14 protein-coding genes, 1 tRNA gene and 2 pseudogenes are annotated in these 21,053 nt (G+C 49.0%); 15 read left to right on the forward strand and 2 right to left on the reverse strand.

The features are described 5' to 3' along the window. The first annotated feature begins 2 nt into the window (after window positions 1-2). On the forward strand, window positions 3-2,249 hold the full coding sequence (locus MEALZ_RS04470) for an ATPase, T2SS/T4P/T4SS family (protein WP_014147418.1): 2,247 nt from the start codon (window positions 3-5) through the stop codon (window positions 2,247-2,249). 522 nt (window positions 2,250-2,771) lie between these two features. On the opposite strand, the gene MEALZ_RS04475 is transcribed toward MEALZ_RS04470, so the two are convergent. Further along, window positions 2,772-4,274 (reverse strand): IS1182 family transposase, encoded by a 1,503-nt coding sequence (locus MEALZ_RS04475; protein WP_014147419.1) that lies wholly within the window; start codon window positions 4,272-4,274, stop codon window positions 2,772-2,774. 290 nt (window positions 4,275-4,564) lie between these two features. Here MEALZ_RS04475 and MEALZ_RS04480 point away from each other — a divergent pair, with 290 nt between their 5' ends. Together MEALZ_RS04480 and MEALZ_RS04485 are read left to right on the forward strand one after the other, a co-directional pair. Then, a complete protein-coding gene (locus MEALZ_RS04480; RefSeq protein ID WP_014147420.1) occupies window positions 4,565-5,407 on the forward strand; it encodes a response regulator in 843 nt (280 codons plus the stop codon). A gap of 344 nt (window positions 5,408-5,751) precedes the next feature. Further along, complete coding sequence (locus MEALZ_RS04485; RefSeq protein WP_014147421.1) at window positions 5,752-7,578, forward strand: ATP-binding protein; 1,827 nt, start codon at window positions 5,752-5,754, stop codon at window positions 7,576-7,578. A 248-nt stretch (window positions 7,579-7,826) separates the two neighbouring features. On the opposite strand, the gene MEALZ_RS04490 is transcribed toward MEALZ_RS04485, so the two are convergent. Beyond that, on the reverse strand, window positions 7,827-8,879 hold the full coding sequence (locus MEALZ_RS04490; RefSeq protein WP_014147422.1) for a GGDEF domain-containing protein: 1,053 nt from the start codon (window positions 8,877-8,879) through the stop codon (window positions 7,827-7,829). 157 nt (window positions 8,880-9,036) lie between these two features. Here MEALZ_RS04490 and coaD point away from each other — a divergent pair, with 157 nt between their 5' ends. The 12 genes and pseudogenes from coaD (at window position 9,037) to pnp (ending at window position 20,355) form a co-directional block, all read left to right on the forward strand. Continuing rightward, window positions 9,037-9,522 (forward strand): pantetheine-phosphate adenylyltransferase, encoded by a 486-nt coding sequence (coaD, locus tag MEALZ_RS04495; protein ID WP_014147423.1) that lies wholly within the window; start codon window positions 9,037-9,039, stop codon window positions 9,520-9,522. Window positions 9,523-9,524: 2 nt separating this feature from the next. Continuing rightward, window positions 9,525-9,770, forward strand: a complete 246-nt coding sequence (locus MEALZ_RS04500; protein ID WP_014147424.1) for a YfhL family 4Fe-4S dicluster ferredoxin — start codon at window positions 9,525-9,527, stop codon at window positions 9,768-9,770. A 32-nt stretch (window positions 9,771-9,802) separates the two neighbouring features. Further along, window positions 9,803-11,311 carry a B12-binding domain-containing radical SAM protein gene (locus MEALZ_RS04505; protein WP_014147425.1) on the forward strand — a complete coding sequence of 503 codons (1,509 nt, stop codon included), beginning with the start codon at window positions 9,803-9,805 and terminating at the stop codon, window positions 11,309-11,311. Window positions 11,312-11,391: 80 nt separating this feature from the next. Then, window positions 11,392-11,468: transfer RNA gene (locus MEALZ_RS04510), tRNA-Met, on the forward strand. A 127-nt stretch (window positions 11,469-11,595) separates the two neighbouring features. After that, entirely contained in the window at window positions 11,596-12,081 is a 486-nt protein-coding gene (rimP, locus tag MEALZ_RS04515) for a ribosome maturation factor RimP (RefSeq protein ID WP_014147426.1), read from the forward strand. Next, complete coding sequence (gene nusA, locus MEALZ_RS04520; protein ID WP_014147427.1) at window positions 12,071-13,591, forward strand: transcription termination factor NusA; 1,521 nt, start codon at window positions 12,071-12,073, stop codon at window positions 13,589-13,591. The genes rimP and nusA overlap by 11 nt, the downstream gene beginning before the upstream one ends. A 10-nt stretch (window positions 13,592-13,601) precedes the next feature. Continuing rightward, a pseudogene (locus MEALZ_RS23900) lies at window positions 13,602-13,920 on the forward strand (translation initiation factor IF-2 associated domain-containing protein); the annotation flags it as partial. Window positions 13,921-14,423: 503 nt separating this feature from the next. Further along, window positions 14,424-16,211 (forward strand): annotated as a pseudogene (infB, locus tag MEALZ_RS04525) (translation initiation factor IF-2); the annotation flags it as partial. A 5-nt stretch (window positions 16,212-16,216) separates the two neighbouring features. Then, on the forward strand, window positions 16,217-16,579 hold the full coding sequence (rbfA, locus tag MEALZ_RS04530) for a 30S ribosome-binding factor RbfA (RefSeq protein ID WP_014147429.1): 363 nt from the start codon (window positions 16,217-16,219) through the stop codon (window positions 16,577-16,579). A 5-nt stretch (window positions 16,580-16,584) separates the two neighbouring features. Beyond that, the gene (gene truB, locus MEALZ_RS04535) at window positions 16,585-17,490 is read left to right on the forward strand and encodes a tRNA pseudouridine(55) synthase TruB (RefSeq protein ID WP_014147430.1); all 906 of its coding nucleotides are present in this window, start codon (window positions 16,585-16,587) and stop codon (window positions 17,488-17,490) included. A 402-nt stretch (window positions 17,491-17,892) separates the two neighbouring features. Continuing rightward, window positions 17,893-18,162 (forward strand): 30S ribosomal protein S15, encoded by a 270-nt coding sequence (gene rpsO, locus MEALZ_RS04540; protein WP_014147431.1) that lies wholly within the window; start codon window positions 17,893-17,895, stop codon window positions 18,160-18,162. Between the two features lie 108 nt (window positions 18,163-18,270). Beyond that, on the forward strand, window positions 18,271-20,355 hold the full coding sequence (gene pnp / locus MEALZ_RS04545) for a polyribonucleotide nucleotidyltransferase (RefSeq protein WP_014147432.1): 2,085 nt from the start codon (window positions 18,271-18,273) through the stop codon (window positions 20,353-20,355). Window positions 20,356-21,053: the final 698 nt, after the last annotated feature.

Raw genomic sequence — 21,053 nt, forward strand, 5'->3', positions numbered from 1 at the left:
CAATGTCGTTTTATGCCTCATTGTTTACCGGCGGCCAAAATACCGACGCCGCGGACGAGCAAGACGATACGCAGCAAGCATCCAAGGCGTACGGCATATTACTGGTTGACGACGAACCCAACGTACTCAGCGCGTTGCGGCGCGTGTTCCGTCAGGAAAACTACCGCGTCGAAGTCGCTATGTCCGGCGACGAAGCTTTGCACACGCTCGCGAACGGTCAATTTCAGCTGATCATTTCCGACTATAAAATGCCGGGCATGAACGGAGCCGAATTGCTGCGGCGCGTCAAAATGCTTCATCCCGACATTATTCGGATCATGTTAACCGGCGAGGCCGATACCGGCGCGGTACTCGGTGCGATCAACGAAGGCGCGGTCTATAAGTTCATTCTCAAACCCTGGAATAACGACGATTTGCGTATCACGGTCGGCTTGGCGCTGGAACAGTACGACCTGATCGAAAAAAATAAAAAGCTCCAGCACGATAATGTCAATAAAACCAAGGAGATTAAGCGGCTCAGCAAGCTGGCCGTGTCCGATAGCGCACGAATCGCGGTCATGCTGCATAAAAAACAATTGCTCAGCGACCGGCAGCTTCAAGAGTTATATAAAATCAAGCAGACACGAAAGGATTCGATGCTCAAATTGATATTGGAGCGCGAATGGGTGGCCGAGAAAACGATTCGCAGCATTTTACGTAAGGAACTGCTCATCGAAGAAGTCTCGCTGCCGGAGTTTCAGGTCAATCCCGAAGCGGTCGAGCTGTTGCCGCGTTCGGTGTGCGAACAACATTGCGTATTGCCGTTGAAAGTCGATCAACGCCAATTGTTACTGGTCATGGCCGACCCGCTCGATATGGGCTTGCAGGCGGAATTACGGTTCATGACCGGCTTGACGATTGAAACCGTGATGGCCGATATCGCCGCGATCAAGAAAAAAATCAATGCCGTTTACGGCGACGAGCCGAGCTTCGGAGAAATCGAAACCATAGTTTCCGCTCTCGACCCGTTCGAGACGATCGAAGTCGTCATCGATCACGAAGACGATATTTCGCTCGAACAATTGCTGCAGGAAACGTCCGAACCGCCGGCAATACGATTGGTCAATTCGATCATCATCGAAGCGATACGCCTGAGAGCCAGCGATATTCATATTCAACCGCGAACGAAAAGCATCGTCGTTCGTTACCGGATCGACGGTATTTTGTTCGACAAGATATACATTCCGAACCAACTGCACAATCAACTCGTTTCGCGCATCAAGGTCATGGCCGAAATGGACATCACCGAGCGGCGCAGGCCTCAGGACGGACGGATTACCGTCAAAACGCCGATGCGTATCGTCGACCTTAGAATTTCGACCTTGCCGGTCATCAACGGGGAAAAGGTCGTGATGCGAATTCTGGACAGGAACGCGCAGATTCAAAGTATCGATAACCTTGACGTTGCGGAATCGGAACGGGAGAAATTGTTGCATCTGATCAACAAACCGCAGGGTATCGTACTCGCGACCGGACCGACCGGCAGCGGCAAGACGACTACGCTTTATGCCTTACTGCAGCACGGCGTGACACCGACAAAAAACTATCTCACGATCGAAGAGCCGGTCGAATATTTTCTCGATTCGGCCGGCCAGGTCAGTGTGCGCGAAAAGATCGGATTGACTTTTCCGATGATATTGCGCGCCATTTTACGGCAAGACCCCGATGTGATTCTGTTAGGTGAAATTCGCGATTTCGAAACCGCCGAAGTGGCCTTTCAGGCGGCTCTAACCGGCCACTTGGTGTTTTCGACGCTACATACCAATTCCGCATTGGCGACGGTGGCAAGATTGATCGATTTGGGCTTGAAACCGTTCATCGTCGCCAGCGGGCTCGAAGGTGTGATCTCTCAGCGGTTGGTGCGCAAGATTTGTACGCATTGCCGGGAAGCCTGCGCACCCGATCCCGAAACGATGCGCATGCTCGGTCCGTTATTCAATACAAACGCGATCGAAGTATACCGGGGCAAAGGGTGCGAAAACTGCGGCAATACCGGCTATCTGGGCCGAGTTTGCTTGATGGAGATATTGGTGCTCAACGAAGCCATGCGCGATTCGATAACCGCACAGGTCAGTTTCAGCGACCTGAGAGCCATGGCGGTTGAAAACGGCTATCGAACACTGCTCGACGATGCGTTCGATAAGGTAGTCGCGGGTACGACGACTTGTGAGGAAATATTACGTGTTCTGGGGCCGCAGAGTTTATTCTGAGTCGTGCGTCGAAATAAAGGGCTACGATTACAATATTCATCAATCTAGAAAAAGCATTTCACCATGAAGATCATGAAGAATAACAAGTCAATTCAATAGTCCGCCATGCTTTTGCAAAACAATTTTGCACTCATGAAAGGTTGCTAAAAGATTACCTGATTAGCAAGCTGCTTCAGCTTACCGAAGCCAAGTGTCCGAGCAGGGGCCAGTCGAAGTCGCAAAAACTAAAATATGCTGTTACCCAAGCTCCAGCTTGGGTAACCTGTTCAGGAAGCTCTAGCTTCCCGACAATCAAGAAAGATTGAACGAGCGAGTCGGGTTTGATTCAGAATGTGCGGAGGTTGTGTCGGTCTCAGGAAGCTGGAGCTTCCGGGGTGTCTTTCCCAAGCTGGAGAGACTGTGAAAGTATTCCAAATCTAAGCGGCTCTCAGGTTGCCCAGCGCGGCATTTTTTTGAAAATTCAGGTTTTGCTGCCTATGGCATCGTTTTTATTTAAGCTAACCAGCCAAAATCCGTCATTTTTTATGCATATTCCATGTTTTTTAGCGTATTTCCTGGTCTCCGGACGCAATAATCCCTCAGCGCGTCAGCACCGAGAATCGTGAGTAGGCGCGTGAAGTTGTAGGCTAAAACCATCAGGCTAAATTCGCCTCGACACTTTTCCAAGCCTCGCATCAAGAAGTGGTTCATGCCCGCGCGATGCTTGAGCGTACCAAAGGGGTGCTCAACCAAGGCCGCGCGTTTCTTCATGATGCCCGGTTGTTGTTCCATCCGCTGGCGGTGGCGTTCGATGACGTCTTCATGCTCCCAGCGCTGAATTTGTTTGATCGTGGCTTTTTCGGTTAAACAGTGTTCGCGTAGGGGACACTGGCTGCAGTCGGCGGGCTTGCTTTTGTAGCCGGTCATCCATTTGCCGTTTTTTTGATGGGCTTTGCCGCTGACAGTCAATAGCTTGCCTTGTGGGCAACAATAGGCATTTTGTTCCGGGTCGTAGCTGAACTGCTCGCGCGTCAAGCGTCCCTTCGCGGCGATGGCTTTCGACTTATCGGGTATGGCCACATATACGGGAGTGTTTTGGTCTTCGCAAGATTTCAGTTGGTTGCCTTCGAAATAACCACTGTCGGCAAGCCCGGTCAGGCTTTCGGACTGCAAGGTCTCTTGCGCCTTTGCCATCATCGGCGCCAGCTGATGAACGTCATTACCGGCTTGTGTGACCTCGTCGACCACGATCAGTTTGTGCCGGTCGTCCACGGCAATTTGAACATTGTAGCCGGAAACGGTTTGTCCGCGTTTGGTCAGCAAGCGGGCATCGGGGTCGACGGTGGAGACTTGTTTGTCGCCGCTGGTTTTGAGCTGTTGCAGCAAGGCTTTTTTCTCGGCTTGTTTAGTTTGCAATTGCTCAAGCTTTGCTGGCAGCTGTTCATCCTCAACCAGGCTGCCTAGGCTGGCTCGGTCATCGGCGGAATCCTGCTCGGCGAGGGCTTGTTGGTAGTCGGCGATTTTCCGGCTTAACTTTTCAAGCTGTTTGTTGAGTTTATCTTCGGTGTAAATCCCCGCTTTACTGGCGTTGGCATTGAAAAAGCTGCCATCGACGGCGACTTGTTCGCCACCGAACAGCGTGAGTTCTTTGCACAGCAATAGGAAATCGCGGTTCGCCGCCTTTAAGGCATCGCTATTGCCTTGGCGAAAGTCGGCGATGGTTTTGTAGGTAGGCTGTAAGCCTGCGATCAGCCACATCACTTCCAGATTGCGGGTGGTCTCTCGTTCCAATTTACGGCTACTGCGAATACCTTGCAAATAGCCATACAAATACAGCTTCAATAACGCCGCCGGATCATAAGCCGGCTGCCCGGCACCAATGACCGGCTCGGTGTTTTTGAAACCTAAGACATACAAGTCCAACGTATCGACATAGGCATCAATGGCTCGCACTGGATTATTCTGACTAACATAGTCATCAATACAAAGCGGCAACAGCATGTCTTGCTGGCGGTTTAATGCGCGATGATAGCGGCGGGATGACATGGCGGTTTGTTAACGGGTAGTGGTTAAGTAATATATATTATAGTGTATGGACTGCAATAATACTTTCACAGTCTCTGGAGCTTGGGAAATAGCGTGATGTGGGTTGGCCGTTTTTAGCTTGACGCGCATGGCTTGCGAACCCCGTCCTGCTAAGGATATGCTGATCTTTGGGCTTTAGCTGAAGAAACTTGCTAATCAGGAAAGATTATGAGTATCTTCTTAAAATACTTCACGAACTTCATGTGCTTCATGGTTAAATTGCCGAATTTAGGCCTCCTAGGAGTTTATTTATGACTGACCCCGAATCGCCATCGGAGCGTGTGCTCTTACTCGTCGACGACGAAATCAATATCGTCAAAGCTTTGAAACGGTCCTTGCGTAGAGATGGTTATCAAATTTTGACGGCCAATAGCGGTGCCGAAGGATTGGAACTATTGGGTCGACAACGCGTAGGAGTTATCGTTTCCGACCAACGCATGCCGCACATGACCGGTGCCGAGTTTTTAAGCGAAGTTAAAGTTCTTTACCCCGACACGATGCGTATCATGTTGTCCGGGTACACCGACTTGGAATCGGTCACCAATGCGATCAATGAAGGAGCGATTTATAAATTTTTGACCAAGCCGTGGGAAGACGATTTGTTGCGGGATAATATCCGCATAGCGTTTGAGCATTATGAGATGGCTTTCGACAATCGGCGATTGACCGCCGAGTTGCAAAGCGCTAACGAGGAACTCCAGCAATTCAACCGGGAGTTGGAGCGCCAGGTCAAAGAAAAAACGCGGGAAATTATTCGCAATGTCAATTTGCTGCAGGTATCGCAAGAAATACTCGAGCATTTGCCGGTAGCGGTGGTGGGTATCGATGAGCAAGGCATGATAGCCGTCTCGAACCATGAATCGGACAAAATGCTACTCGGTCCGTCCGTCGGCGGACTGGTCGGATTGCAAGCCAGCAAGGTAATGCCGTCGGAAGTCATGAACTGGGTAGAGCAATGTTTCGGCGGCGTTTTACCGGATAATAATACCGCTCGGATTTTAACTCTAGGAGGCGTCGAGACGACGGTTTCGGTGCGGGCGATGGGCTATTCCAGCGGCGCCAGAGGTGTTATTGTTGTGTTAATCCAGGTTTAAGTCATGATCTCCAATGATTTCGGTTACCGATTCAGAGATTGAGCCGATATCGCCGGAAGAGCAGCGCTACAAACCATGCTTGGTATGAAAACGCCTGCAAATTACAAGACCGTAGGGTACGCTGCGCGTACCAAAACCGTGCCCGGGCGGTTCGAATAAACATTGTAGCTTGAGGCTTCACCAGGCCGGTGAAAGTGTTGTAGACCCTTCATGCTTCGACTTGGCTCAGTACGAACGGTCTACAACACATGCCAACTGCTCTTTCTAGGATTAAAGACATGAATGCTTGTCAAAAAATGTAAAAAATTGAGGTATAAGAAGCTAAAGCAAGTTTTGGAGACGCTATGCTGTTCAATGAAAAAAAGCAATTGCAATGGATCAGCGAATTGTATCAACTGGGTCAATCCGATTCATTGCAAGAAAATCCCGGTCAATTTTACCGAGATATCCTTCGTTTTATTTTGGAAGGGTTCGATGCCGATACCGGTTCGTTGACCATGCTGGATAATGAACGCTATGTCATTAAATCCGGAGTCGGATTGCCCGAAGAATATATCGGACGGCCGATATCGGATCAAAGCGCCGTTATTCGTTGGGTGTTGGAGAACCGGCGTGCATTATTGCTCAAAGGTAACATCGATGAAGACCTCCGCTTCAAGAATCACGGTCCGAGGTCCGATTCGCGTATTCCGGCGGCGGCCCTCTGTTGGCCTCTGATTTCGGGACAACGCTCGATCGGTACGATTTGCGTCAATAAATTGGACAGCGGTTTGGAATATACCGAGGCGGATCTGGAAAGCGGCCAATTAATGGCCAATGCGATCGCGCTGGCGATCGACAATATCCTGCTGAACATCGATCGATGCAAGCATATACAAGAACTGGCCGATGCTAACCGCCAGCTGCAGATTATCCGGCGATGCTATGAAGAGTCGGAAAAACGTTTGCATGACATCCTAAATTCATTGGACAGCGTGGTCTGGTCGATGGAGCCCGGAACCTTGAAACTCCTCTACTTGAACCATGCTGCCGAGGAAATTTCCGGCAGACCGGTCCGGGATTTTTTCGAACGGCCAGGTTTATGGTTGTCCATCGTTGATCCTAAGGACAGACAAGACGTTGAAAACCGGTTAGCCGATTTACCTGCGGCCGGTACCCAGAAGCTCGCCTACCGCATCGTACGTCCCGACGGCGAACAGCGCTGGCTATATCAATCGATGCGTTATGTTCGCGATGAAAACGAAGCGCCGCTACGAATCGACGGTATCACGGCCGATATTACCGAGCATAAAAAAGCCGAGGATTTGCTAAAACAGCGTAATACGGAATTACAGCAAGCGTTGACACAACTTCAGGAGCTGCAACAGCAATTGATGCAATCGGAAAAAATGTCGTCGATCGGCCAGCTGGCGGCCGGCGTCGCGCATGAAATCAACAACCCGATCGGCTACATCAATTCCAATCTGACATCGTTGAAAAACTATATAGAGGACTTACTTGAGCTTGTAGAAATGTATGAAAATATCGATGCGGTTTGCAACGATGCGGAACGGATCGATCCGGTACAGGCATTTAAACGGCAGATCGACTTGCCTTTTTTGAAAGAAGACGTGCTCGACTTGTTAAGCGAATCGCGAGAAGGAGCTGAGCGAGTCAAAAAAATCGTGCAGGATCTCAAGGATTTTTCTCATGTCGGCGGAGACGATGACTGGCAATGGGCGGATTTACAGGCTTGTTTGGATAGTACGTTGAATATCGTGCATAACGAGACCAAATACAAAGCGGATATCATTAAAGAATACGGCGATCTTCCACGGGTCTGGTGTTTGCCGCATCAACTGAATCAGGTGTTCATGAATTTATTGGTTAACGCCGCGCATGCCATTGATGACAAAGGTACGATCACGATTCGTAGCGGAACCGAAGACGGCGGCCGGATATGGATCGAGATTGCGGATACCGGAAAAGGCATCGATCCTAAGCACCTCAATAAGATTTTCGATCCGTTTTTTACGACCAAACCGGTCGGTAAAGGAACCGGTTTAGGGCTTTCGGTTTCGTACAGCATCATCAAAAAACATGACGGCGAAATTCAATTGGACAGCCGCGTCGGCGAAGGCACCAAGTTTCGGATCGTGTTGCCGGTAGAATATAACGCGCCGGGTAAATGAATACCGATCTAATTTGTTGGGGCTAACGTATTTCGATTGATCCTGTAATCCTAAATTCGGCAATTTAACCATGAAGCACATGAAAAAATCCTTGAAGTATTTCAGGAGAGCGAAACTGTTTTGCAAAAGCATGGCAAGCTGTTGAATTAGCCTTTTATTCTTAATGGTGAAATCCTTTCCTAGGATAATAAGCATTGACTGTAAAGTAGCGGAACGACGAAATCTGAGAAAAAGGTCATCGAGCCGCATTAAAAAAATTCCACATCGCCCGACTCCGGACTTTGCGGCGCTTTTTCAATCAATCCTTGCTCGAGCAGTTCTTCATAGACGCGGATTTGGTTTCTGCCGTGCTCCTTGGCATAGTACATGGCTTGGTCGGCGCAGGCGATTACTTCGGCGGGACTGTCTTGATTCGTGACTTGCATGATACCGATGCTCACCGTCACATGACCGAGTTGCGGAAACTCATGAGTCTCGATGTTTTTTCGCAAACGTTCGAATACCGATTTTGCCTCCTTCATTTCATAAGCTTGTAACAAAATCACGAATTCTTCACCGCCGAAGCGGAAAATCAGATCTTCGTCGCCGCGAATGTCGCTTTTCATTTGCCTGGCTACTAAGATCAACACTTCATCGCCGAATAGGTGCCCGAAGCGGTCGTTTACGGCTTTAAAATGATCGATGTCGACAACACCCAGCCAAAAGCCAAGCGGGTTTTTTTCGCGTTTGATCAAGCGCCTACGGTTTTTTTCATTGTTTCGGATCAGGATGCCGATGAGTTCTTTGTCGAGAGTTTCCCGGTTGAGCAACTGAGTCAATTTGTCCCGTTCATTGTGGTCGATCAGTTCCAGATAATTGGCATACACCTTGAGCAGACCATGAGCATAACGCAGAATATCCAAGTCGGGCGTTTCCTTGCATTCTTGGATCAAGATGGCGAAAACTTCGTTGTCATGATCGATTGCCGGGTAAATGTAATGCGTTACCTTTCCGGCTTTGTTTTGGATTTGCTCCAAACTGCCTAGTAAAACGGCGGCTTCGATACCCGCCTTCAGATGTTCGAAAATGCAATGTGTTTTAGTATGTTTGCCACCGGTTTCGATCACGCCATTGACCGAATAGGCGAGTAGAGCAAGCGAGATTTTGGGTTTTGCTTCGACCACTCTGTACAGCTTGAATTCCTGCCCCGTCGTCAGCTCATCCAAGGTCTTCAATAAGCTTTTTTCGAGGATTTCCCGGTCGTGATGCCGAGTCATTTCGGCTAGACTATCGATAATCTGAATAGTGCTGATTTTATTCATTATTGGGCTCCTCGATTGATTTTCGGGCATTATACCCGTCGTAGATCAAAATAAATTATCCGCCCCGCGTGGGGCTATAGTGCGAAAATATCAAACAGATGAAAAAATCCCCCCAAAACGTTATAATCCGCTGCTTTTTTCATCGTTCCGGCTTATCATGAATATTACCGCAATCTATCCGGGCACTTTCGACCCCGTGACCGCCGGGCATTTGGACTTGATTGCTCGGGCCGCTAAACTTTACGACAACATTATCGTCGCAATCGCGGTCGGTACGACAAAAACGCCCTTATTTACGATCGACGAGCGTGTCGCGCTGGCTAAATCGGTGACCGAAGCGTTCGAAAACGTATCTGTTATCGGGTTTAGCAACCTATTGGTCGATTGCGCCAAAGAACAGGGCGCCCATGTCATCATTAGGGGGCTGAGAGCGGTTTCCGATTTTGAATACGAATTTCAATTGGCCGGCATGAACCGGCGGCTTTCACCCGATCTTGAAACGGTCTTTTTAACGCCTGCCGAACAATACGAATTCATATCGTCGAGCATGATCAAGGAAATCGCACGTCTCAATGGCGACGTATCTAGCTTTGTGCCCGATATCGTTAAACAAAGTTTGATCCAAAAATTTAGTCAGGAGTAACCATGGCCCTTATTATCAATGACGAATGCATCAATTGCGACGTGTGCGAACCGGAGTGTCCGAACGGCGCGATTTCCCAAGGCGAGGAAATTTATGTCATCGACCCGGCTTTGTGTACCGAGTGCGTGGGGCATCATGATCTGCCGCAATGCATCGAAGTGTGCCCGGTCGATTGTATCGACAAAGACCCGGAGCATGCCGAAAGCAAAGACACGCTCTATCAAAAATACCTCAAATTGACAGCGTAGAGTACGCGCCGCGTAAACCTTTCGGGTTAAGCATGCCGCAAATACGACTGACCACGCTTAACGCCCGGTACATCCATAGCGCATTCGGGCTGCGCTATCTCTACGCCAATTTGGGAGAGCTGCAAAACGAAGCCGAAATACTCGAATTCGGCATACAAGACCGGCCGATCGACATCGTCGAAAAGCTTTTGCAGCATCGTCCGAAGATCATCGGTTTCGGCGTCTATATTTGGAATGTCGCCGAAGTCGGCTCGACCGTGGCATTGCTCAAACAAGTCGCGCCGGAAATTGTGGTGATTCTGGGCGGACCTGAGGTCAGTCATCCGCCCGATTTGCCTCTTGTCGCCGAGTTGGCCGACTACATCGTCACCGGCGTTGGCGAAATCAGTTTTCGCGGATTATGCGAACAAATCCTTAACGGCGAAGCGCCCGACGAAAAAATCATAACCGGCGCCGAATCGCCGCTGGAAAATTTGGCATCGCCTTATCCCTATTACAACGACGAAGACGTTCGCAACCGTATCGTCTATGTCGAAGCCTCGCGCGGCTGTCCGTTCAAATGCGAGTTTTGTCTTTCGGCGCTCGATGTCACGGCCAAGCCGTTTGCATTGGATCGCTTCTTGGGCGAAATGGAAGTGTTGTATCGGCGGGGCGTTCGGCATTTCAAATTCATCGACCGGACCTTCAATTTAAAAATCGCCGTCAGCATTGCGATACTGGAATTTTTTCTCGAACGCATGAGCGACGGCTTGTTTTTGCATTTCGAAGTGATACCGGATCATTTACCCGATCGACTCAAACAAACGCTCGAGAAATTCCCGTCCGCAACGCTACAATTCGAAGTCGGCGTGCAGACCTTCGACCCGGCCATTCAACGGCTGATTAGTCGCCGTCAGGATAACGAGAAAACCAAAGAAAACCTGCGATGGCTCAAGGCAAGTACCCATGCGCACATTCATGCCGACCTGATCTTCGGTCTGCCCGGCGATACGCTGAACAACTTCGCGGCTAGTTTCGACCAATTAGTGGCTTTACAACCGCATGAAATTCAACTGGGTATCTTAAAACGCTTGCGCGGTGCGCCGCTCAACCGGCATAACGAAACCTATCGGATGCGTTACAATCCCGAACCGCCTTACAACATCCTCAGCACTCGCGATATTGGCTTTGACGAAATGCAACGCATCAACCGCTTCGCGCGCTATTGGGACATGATCGCAAATTCCGGCCGCTTTGCCGAAACCTTGCCTTTGATACTGGCCGATGCGCCCTTCGAACGCTTTTTGCGGCTAAGCGATGCTCTTTACGAACTCAGCGGCAGCACCTGGAAGATAGCGCTACGGCGTCTGTTCGATCTGTTATATCGAGCGATGACGGAATCGTTGGCGATTTCTAAGGTGGATGCGAAAAATGTTCTCGAAGCGGATTACCGAAAAACCGGCGAGAAAGGCCTAGCGTCGTTCATGAAAACCGAAGGTTATGAAAAAGGTAAATCCTCTCGCCAAAATCGAGCTAATAAGCGCCAGCGGTCATTTGAATAAGGATTTCGTGTGTAATTCTCTTTAATTCCAATAAATAACTTGCCAAATCTAAAAATATGTTTATAATAGCTCAAATCAATCGCGGGGTGGAGCAGCTTGGTAGCTCGTCGGGCTCATAACCCGAAGGTCGTAGGTTCAAATCCTGCCCCCGCTACCAAATTAAAAAAGGCCCCTTTTGGGGCTTTTTGTTTTTTGGGCGTTTGGATCGTTGGTTGTTTAACGAATATAGACTTTAAGGAAGAGCCATTGGCTCTTTTTTTATGTGCGTAAATAAGTGAGGAAAGATGAAGCAGGCACCTGAGCATTTGGTTAATTTGATTCAGCCGATTGTTGAAGGCTTGGGTTATGAGTGCGTCGGGATTGAATACAATCCGCATCCTCGTAACGGCTTATTACGAATTTATATCGACAACGAGCAAGGGATTTTAGTGGAAGATTGCTCGAAAGTCAGTCATCAGGTCAGCGGGATGCTCGATGTCGAGGATCCAATCCAGGGTAATTATCAACTGGAAATATCGTCTCCGGGAGACGATCGTCCGCTATTTTCTATCCAACAATTCGAGCGCTTCATTGGGCATATGGTCTCGGTTAACTTATTCAAACCGATTGAAAAGCGCCGCAAAATTTCAGGCGTAATCCAATCAGTCGACAATGACACCGTGTTTCTCCAGGAAGGCGATCGGGTTTACGAGATTCCATTTCAAGCGATGAGTAAGGCGCGGCTGGTGCCTGAGTATTTAATTAATAAAGGAGTGCACAGTGGCAAATAAAGAAATTTTATTGGTAGTGGATGTTTTTTCGAATGAAAAAGACATCGATAAGGAAATCGTTTTCCAGGCAGTCGAGTCTGCGCTTGAAGCGGCAACGATAAAACGCTATGGTAACCAAATAAAAGCGCGTGTTTCGATCGATAAAAAAACGGGCGATTATACGACGTTTCGCAGATGGGAAGTTGTCGAACCGGATGATGATTTCGAAAACGGTCTCGAATTTCCCGATGCCCAGATTTTGTTGGACGATGCGCGGCAAAAAAATCCCGACATCAATGTTGGAGATTTTTTCGAGGAAGAAGTCGAGTCGGTCGAATTCGGACGAATTGCCGCACAGACCGCCAAGCAAGTGATGATTCACAAAGTTCGCGAAGCCGAGCGCAGTAAAATTGTCGAAGCTTATACCGATAGAGTCGGCGAATTGATTACCGGCATCGTCAAGCGTATTGAGAAAGGCAGCGTTTACTTGGATCTTGGCGGTCATGTCGAAGCCTACATCGCCAAAGAAGATATGATCCCGCGCGAGTCGTTTAGAATCGGGGATCGGGTTAGAGGTTATCTTAAAGCGGTTCGCTCGGAACCGCGCGGACCGCAATTATTTGTCACCCGCGCCGCACCTGAGTTGTTGGTTGCGTTGTTCCGTTTGGAAGTTCCCGAAGTCGGCGAGGGTATGATCGAAATCAAGGGCGCGGCTCGAGACCCGGGGGCGAGAGCCAAAATCGCGGTCAAGGCAAACGATCCGAGACTCGATCCGGTTGGTGCTTGCGTCGGAATGAGAGGGTCGCGTGTTCAAGCGGTATCGAACGAGCTTGCCGGCGAGCGCGTCGACATCATTTTGTGGCATGAAAGCGAGGCGCAATTTGTTATCAATGCAATGGCGCCTGCCGAAATCGAATCGATCGTAATCGATGAAGATAAACACAGTATGGACTTGGCGGTTAGTTCGGATAATTTGTCTCAGGCGATAGGCCGAGGCGGTCAGAATGTTCGCTTGGCAACTGAATTGACAGGGTGGGAGCTGAACGTGATGGATGCATCGAAAGCGCAAGAAACCAGCGGTGCTCAAGCCAATAAAACCAAACAATTATTTATCGATCAATTAGGTGTCGACGAAGAAATCGCTACGATTTTGGTTGAAGTCGGATTCGATTCGATTGAAGAGATTGCTTATGTTCCGGTTAATGAAATGCTGGAAATTGAAGAGTTTGATAAAGAACTGGTCGACGAATTAAAAGGTCGGGCAAAAGACGCGCTGTTAATTAGTGCAATTGCATCGGAAGAAAAAATCGAGACAGCGGAGCCTTCGCAAGAACTGCTGGAAATGGAAGGCATGGATGAGGCCTTGGCTTATGAGTTAGCAGGCCAGGGCATCGTAACGTTGGACGATCTCGCGGATCAGGCGGTTGATGATTTACTGGATGTAACCGGTGTGGATGAAGAAAGAGCGGCAAAATTAATCATGAAAGCGCGTGAGCGATGGTTTGCCGAGGACCAGGGCGAATTAGGATAGGGGGCAAAATATGAGTGATAAAACAGTAAGGCAGTTAGCGGAGGTAGTGGGTATACCTCTAGAGCGATTATTAGAGCAACTGAAAGAAGCCGGGTTATCCGCGCATGCCCCTGATGACGTAATTAGTGAAGATGAAAAAGTTAAGTTGCTGGCTCATTTACGTAAGCGGCATGGTAAATCGACAGGGGAGACGGATGCCGCTCCGAAACGCGTAACGTTAAAGCGTAGAACGGTCAGCGAGCTGAAGCAAAGCAACGCCCCGGGCAGTTCTGCAAAAACTATCAGTATCGAAGTCCGCAAAAAGAAGACCTACGTTAAACGCGCTGAAGTCGCGCCCGTAGGTGATGAGCCGAAGGAGTCGGAAGAAATCAAAAAAACAGAGGAACGGATTCAGGCAGAACCGACGCCGGTAAGCACCGAGCAACCGCCGGTTAGCGCGGTAACGGAAGAAAAGGCAACCAAAGGCGAAGAAGAATTATTCGAGCGGGAGCAGCCGGTTGACGAAGTCGCTACTACAGCAGAGGCTCCTCAGGATAAAATAAGCGTAGACGATTCCGAACCGGTCGATAAAGAAGCGTTAACCGAAGCTCAAGCCATTGAGATTCGCAAGGAAACCGAGCGAAAAGCCAGACTTTCAGAAACCGAAAGAAAAAAAGAGGAAGAGAAAAAACGTCGTCTCGAAGCTGCGGTAGAAAAAAATGCCGAAAAAGTACGGCAATTAGCGGCAGCCAGAATGGAGAGTCAAAAGAAAAAAAGACAAGGAGGACAAGCTGCCGGGAAAGGTAAGAAAAAAGGCAAACAAAAGGACAGGAGCGGTGCTCAGGCCGATTTGAAGCATCAATTCGAGAAACCGGTTGCGCCGGTCATTAGGGATGTCACTATTCCTGAACATATTATCGTTTCCGATTTGGCGCAAAAAATGAGCGTCAAGGCCGCCGAAGTCATCAAGCAATTGATGAAAATGGGTATGATGGCAACGATTAACCAGAGTATCGATCAGGAAACGGCGGTGCTGTTAGTCGAGGAAATGGGCCATAAAGCCATCATGCAAAGCGATGACGATTTGGAAGCCGAAATTTTGGCGGCTCTGAAGGAAGAAAGTAGTCAGGAAATGTCTCGCGCACCGATCGTTACCATCATGGGGCATGTCGATCACGGTAAAACTTCCTTGCTGGACTACATCCGTGAGACTCGCGTGGCCGCCGGTGAAGCGGGCGGTATTACTCAGCATATCGGTGCTTATCAGGTGGTTACCGATCACGGTTCGGTAACCTTTTTAGATACGCCGGGGCATGCCGCGTTTACTGCGATGCGTGCTAGAGGCGCGGAATTGACCGATGTGGTTATTGTCGTAGTCGCGGCGGATGACGGTGTCATGCCGCAGACTAAGGAAGCTGTCGAACATGCGCGTGCGGCCAATGTGCCGATCATCGTCGCGATCAATAAAATCGATAAGCCGCAAGCCAATCCGGAAAAGGTTATGCAGGAAATGTCCACCATCAATGTGGTGCCCGAGGAATGGGGCGGCGATGTGCAGTTCATCAAGGTTTCGGCTAAAACCGGCGAAGGCATCGATGACTTGATCGAAGCGTTGATTTTGCAGGCGGAGATTTTAGAATTGAAAGCGCCTGCGGAAGGATCGGCTTCGGGTATTGTTGTCGAGTCCAGGCTGGATAAAGGCCGAGGGGCGGTTGCAACGATTCTGGTGCAGCGCGGCATGTTGGAAAAAGGACAATTCGTTTTGTGCGGCCATGAATACGGTCGTGTCAGGGCAATGTTTAACGAGAACGGTAAAGCCGTTAAAGAAGCCGGTCCGAGTACGCCGGTTGAGATTCTAGGCCTGTCGGGTACCCCGAATGCCGGCGATGAATTTTTGGTCGTGCAAAACGAGCGTGCGGCGCGGGAATTGGCCGAGCATCGTGAAGATAAGAGCAAAATCAGCCGCATGGCCGCGCAGCAAGCCGCTAAATTGGATCAAGTATTCTCAAAAATGGCGACCGGCGAAACGGCTAGTTTGAACTTGGTGATTAAAACCGATGTTCAAGGTAGTTTGGAAGCCTTGCGCGAATCTTTGATCAAGCTGTCCTCGGATGAAGTCGAGGTTAAGGTCGTTTATGGCGGTGTCGGCGGCATCAACGAAGGCGATGTCAATTTGGCTCTGGCTTCCGGCGCGATTTTGATCGGCTTTAATGTTCGTGCGGATACCGCCGCGCGTAAATTGATCGAAGAAAAAGACGTCGACTTGCATTACTACAGTGTGATTTATCAGGCGATCGATGAGGTGAAAAGTTCGATCAGCGGCATGCTGGCGCCCGAGATCAAAGAGACTATTGTCGGTTTGGCCGAAGTCCGGGATGTGTTCCGTTCGCCGAAATTCGGTGCGGTGGCAGGTTGTATGGTCGTCGAAGGTTTTGTCAAGCGTAACCTGCCGATTCGCGTATTGCGTGAAAACGTCGTTATTTACGAGGGGCAACTGGAATCGTTACGCCGCTTCAAAGACGATGTTGCCGAAGTCAAAATGGGCATGGAATGCGGTATCGGCGTTAAAAATTATAACGATGTCAAAGTCGGAGACCATATCGAGGTTTTCGAGCGTGTTGAAGTGAAACGGGAGTTATAAACGTCATGGCCAGAGAATTTAGCCGTAGCGCACGGGTTTCGTCCCAGATCCAAAAGGAGCTGGCGCTGATTCTACAGCGAGAGCTTGACGTGAAGCGGGTAGGATTCGTTACGGTTAACGAGGTCGTTATCAGCAAGGATTTGGCCGTTGCCAAAATCTATGTCACGGTGCTTAATGCCGACGATCAGGGAAAAAAAGACAGTATTAAGTCTCTGAACGATGCGACGCCCTTTATTAGAAGCGAATTGTGCAAGCGCATGCGCTTGCGCAATATACCGGAGTTACGCTTTTATTATGACGATAGCTTTGAGACCGGTATGCGCGTGGCCGAATTATTGAGCGAATCGAAGGATAAAAAAGAGGATTGAGCGGAATGGCAAAGCGTAAAAACGGGCGCGATATTCACGGAGTATTGCTGCTCGATAAACGCCTCGGTGTTTCGTCGAACAGAGCCTTGCAGGAAGTCAAGCACTTGTTCAATGCGAACAAGGCCGGGCACACAGGCAGTCTCGATCCTTTGGCATCGGGATTATTGCCGATTTGTTTCGGCGAAGCGACCAAGGTTTCCGGATTCATGCTCGATGACGACAAACGTTACCAGGTAGTTGTTCGTTTGGGCGTGGTTACCGATACCGGCGATGCGGAAGGTCAGGTGCTAAAAACACGCCCGGTTCCGCCTCTGTCTGAGGATGAAATTCTGGCTTGTCTGAAAAGGTTCACAGGGGATATCGAACAAGTGCCGCCGATGTATTCGGCGCTTAAGCTTAACGGCAAAAAGCTTTATGAATTGGCCAGGCAAGGCAAGTCCGTCGAACGTAAGGCTCGTCCGATTACGATATACAAAATCAATTTATTGAAATTTCAAGAGCCGCTTCTGACCTTGGATGTTTGGTGTTCGAAAGGCACTTATATCAGAACCCTGGCGGAAGATGTCGGCGAGCATCTCGGTTGCGGGGGGACGGTTATCGAGCTTCGCAGGCTGGCATCCGGCCGCTTTGTCATCGACGAGGCCAAATCGATCGAGCAATTGCAGGCAATGAGCGAAAGCGAATTGATGAATTGTTTGATTCCGGTTGATAAGCCAATTGACTCGATACCTGCCGTCGATTTGTCCGAAGAACAGGCAAATTCAATCAAGCAAGGACAAAGTTTGACGCTTAAAAATTCGTTGGAGGGGCCCGTGCGAATGTATACGGGGCGGCAATTTTTAGGTTTGGGCGAAATGTTTTTGGATGGTAAACTAGCGCCGAAAAAATTATTCAATATGAGTCCTTCTTAATATACTTCGCGCGGCCACATTTTGCTGTTACCCAAGCTCCAGCTTGGGTAACCTGTTCAGGAAGCTCTAGCTCCCGATAATCAAGGAAGATTGAACGAGCGAGTCGGGGTTAATTGAGAATGTGCGGAGGTTGTGTCGGTCTCAGGAAGCTGGAGCTTCCGGGGTGTGTTTCCCAAGCTGGAGCTTGGGAAAGAGCGTACATGAGTCCTTCTTACATATACTTTTCGCACTTCAAATTTCGGCAGTGCCAGAGGAGGCGCCGAATTTTGATCTACGACGGGTATACTAATTTCCGAATAGTTTTGTTTCTGCACCCTATTGCGGAAACACATTATCCTGGCACCGAACTCGGTGCTTTGTATTTTTTATAAACAATATTAATCTTATAGGGGTTAAATAGAAATGCCATTTACCGCGGAACAAAAAAAAGCAGTCGTTGAAGAATATCGTTTGAACGAAACCGATACCGGATCTCCGGAAGTGCAAGTCGCATTACTGACGGCGCACATTCTTCACTTGACGCCGCATTTTGCCGAACATAAAAAAGATAATCATTCTCGTCGCGGTTTACTGCGGATGGTTAATCAGCGCCGCAAGTTGTTGGATTATTTGAAAAATAAAGACATCAACCGTTATCGCTCATTGATCGAGCGCTTAGGATTGCGTAAATAAGAATAAAAGAAGAACGGCCTGAAATTACTATTCTGTGCCGTTCTTTCATTTGTAAGGAAAGCAATAAACCGATTTTGATAACAACCCTTAACCTATAGGAACTGTATAGTGAATCCGATTCGGAAAGAATTTCAGTATGGCGATCAGCTCGTTACGCTGGAAACCGGTGAGATAGCTCGTCAGGCGGACGGCGCTGTAATGATCGACATGGAGGGGACCACCCTTCTAGTGACAGTCGTTGGAAAAAAAGAAGCAAACAGCGGCGGAGATTTTTTTCCATTGACTGTCAATTATCAGGAAAAATCTTTTGCCGCGGGTAAGATTCCCGGCGGTTTCTTTAAGCGAGAAGGCCGACCAAGCGAAAAAGAAACGTTAACCTCCCGTCTCATCGATCGTCCAATCCGCCCCTTATTTCCGGATGGCTTTACCAACGAAGTTCAAATCATAGCCACCGTTCTTTCACTGAATCCCGAAGTCGATCCCGAAATTCCTGCCTTGATCGGAGCTTCTGCAGCGTTATCGATTTCAGGGTTACCCTTCAACGGTCCTGTCGGCGCGGCGCGAGTGGGTTATAAAGCCGGACAGTATTTATTGAATCCGACGCCCTCTTCATTAGCTGAGTCGCAATTGGAATTGGTTGTTGCCGGTACCGAACATGCGGTACTCATGGTCGAATCCGAAGCGCAATGTTTGTCCGAGGAAGTGATGCTTGGTGCCGTATTGTTCGGTCATGAGCAAATGCAAACTGCTATCGTTGCAATTAAAGAACTTGCCGCTATGGTTAACAAGGCGCCGATGGCCTGGCAACCGGTGGCTGCTAACACCGAGCTGGAATCTTTGGTGGTAGCTGAAGTGGAAGCCGGAATTAAGGCGGCATATCAAGTCCCTGAAAAACTGGTCAGACAAGAGCAACTGAAAGAAATCAGAAATGCTGCAGTCGATAAGTTGACGGCTGATGAGCAATATAGCGAATCCGACATTCGCGGTATCATCGAAAATCTCGAAAAGAAAATCGTACGCGGCTCGATTCTTGAAGAAGGTAAGCGTATCGACGGCCGCGACTTGAAAACGGTCAGACCTATTTCAATTCGTACCGGCGTGTTGCCGAGAACTCACGGTTCGGCGTTGTTTACTCGCGGCGAAACGCAGGCCTTGGTTGTCGCGACCTTGGGTACCGAACGTGATTCGCAGGTCATCGATGCTCTGGAAGGCGAATACCGTGAAAGTTTCATGCTGCATTACAATTTCCCGCCTTATTGTGTCGGTGAAACCGGTTTTGTCGGTTCTCCGAAACGCCGGGAAATCGGCCACGGCCGCTTGGCAAAACGCGGCGTTCAAGCCGTATTGCCGAACATGGATGAATTCCCCTATGTCGTGCGCGTCGTTTCCGAAGTTACCGAGTCGAACGGTTCTAGCTCGATGGCGTCGGTGTGCGGGAGTAGCTTGGCGCTGATGGACGCAGGCGTGCCGATTAAATCGCCGGTTGCGGGTATCGCGATGGGTTTGATTAAGGAAGGCGATCAATTCGCCGTGTTGTCCGATATCATGGGCGATGAAGATCATTTAGGCGACATGGACTTCAAAGTTGCCGGTTCCGAAGAGGGCGTTACCGCGCTGCAGATGGATATCAAGATTGACGGAATTACCGCCGAGATCATGAAAACCGCACTCGAGCAAGCCAAGCAGGGCCGCTTGCATATTTTGGGCGAAATGAACAAATCGTTGTCCGAGACGCGCGGGCAAATGTCCGATTATGCGCCGCGCATTATTTCGTTCAAAATCGATCCAAGTAAAATCCGCGAAGTCATCGGTAAAGGCGGTGCAACAATCCGCAGTATCACCGAACAAACCGGTGCAAGCATCGATTTGACCGATGACGGCATCGTTAAAGTCGCTTCCGTCGATAAACAAGCCGGAGAAGAAGCGCGTCGTTTGATCGAGGAAATTACAGCGGAAGTCGAAGTCGGAAAAACCTATGAGGGTAAAGTTGCCCGATTGATGGACTTCGGCGCATTCGTGACGATTCTGCCGGGTAAAGACGGTTTAGTGCATATTTCTCAGATTTCGGACGAGCATGTCGACAAGGTTAGCGATAAGCTATCCGAAGGCGATGTCGTCAAAGTCAAAGTACTGGAAATCGATAGACAAGGTCGTGTCAGATTGAGCATGAAAGCTGTTGATATCGAAGAGTAATTCGTAAGAAAAACTGACGAATTGAAAAGGGCCCGAACGGGCCCTTTTTTATTCCGGAAATTAATTCAAGAAAATGTATTTCACCATGAAGATCATGAAAAATAAGAAGCTAATTCAATAACTTCATGTGCTTCATGGTGGGTGCTGATGCCGCATAATGTTTATAGTTTGTTTTTATTACCATGAAGGGCATGAAGATAATGAAGGAAAGAGTATTGAGCGCATTATGAACCGTTCAGATATCACGGATGAACTCATTAAATAAATTCAATGTAGTCACATAGCGTTTTCAAAACCAGTTAATGACTAAAAATATCAAAACGATGGCGGGACTGGAGTGCAGGCTTCGCCTGCACTCCAGTGGTGTAATTATTTACACCCCTTATCGTTCCCACGCTCCGGCGTGGGAATGAAGACCGAGACGCTCTAGCGTCTCGTACCGCTGGAGCGGTACTCAGGCGTTCCCACGCAGAGCGTGGGAACGATAATTTCCGGGGGACTGAATAGTTACCCAGTGGTAATATTGATGACACAGGCTGTTAATGGTTGGTCACTCAATTAAATTAAAAAAATTGTATCTTCAAGTCCTTCATGCTCTTCATGGTAAAAAATAAGTGACATTTTTTGGAATCAGCACTCTTCATGGTTGAACTGCCGAATTTATACCCGTGGTAGATCAAAATTCGGCGCCTGGGTGT

This window comes from Methylotuvimicrobium alcaliphilum 20Z, from assembly GCF_000968535.2.
Taxonomy (GTDB): Bacteria; Pseudomonadota; Gammaproteobacteria; order Methylococcales; family Methylomonadaceae; genus Methylotuvimicrobium; species Methylotuvimicrobium alcaliphilum.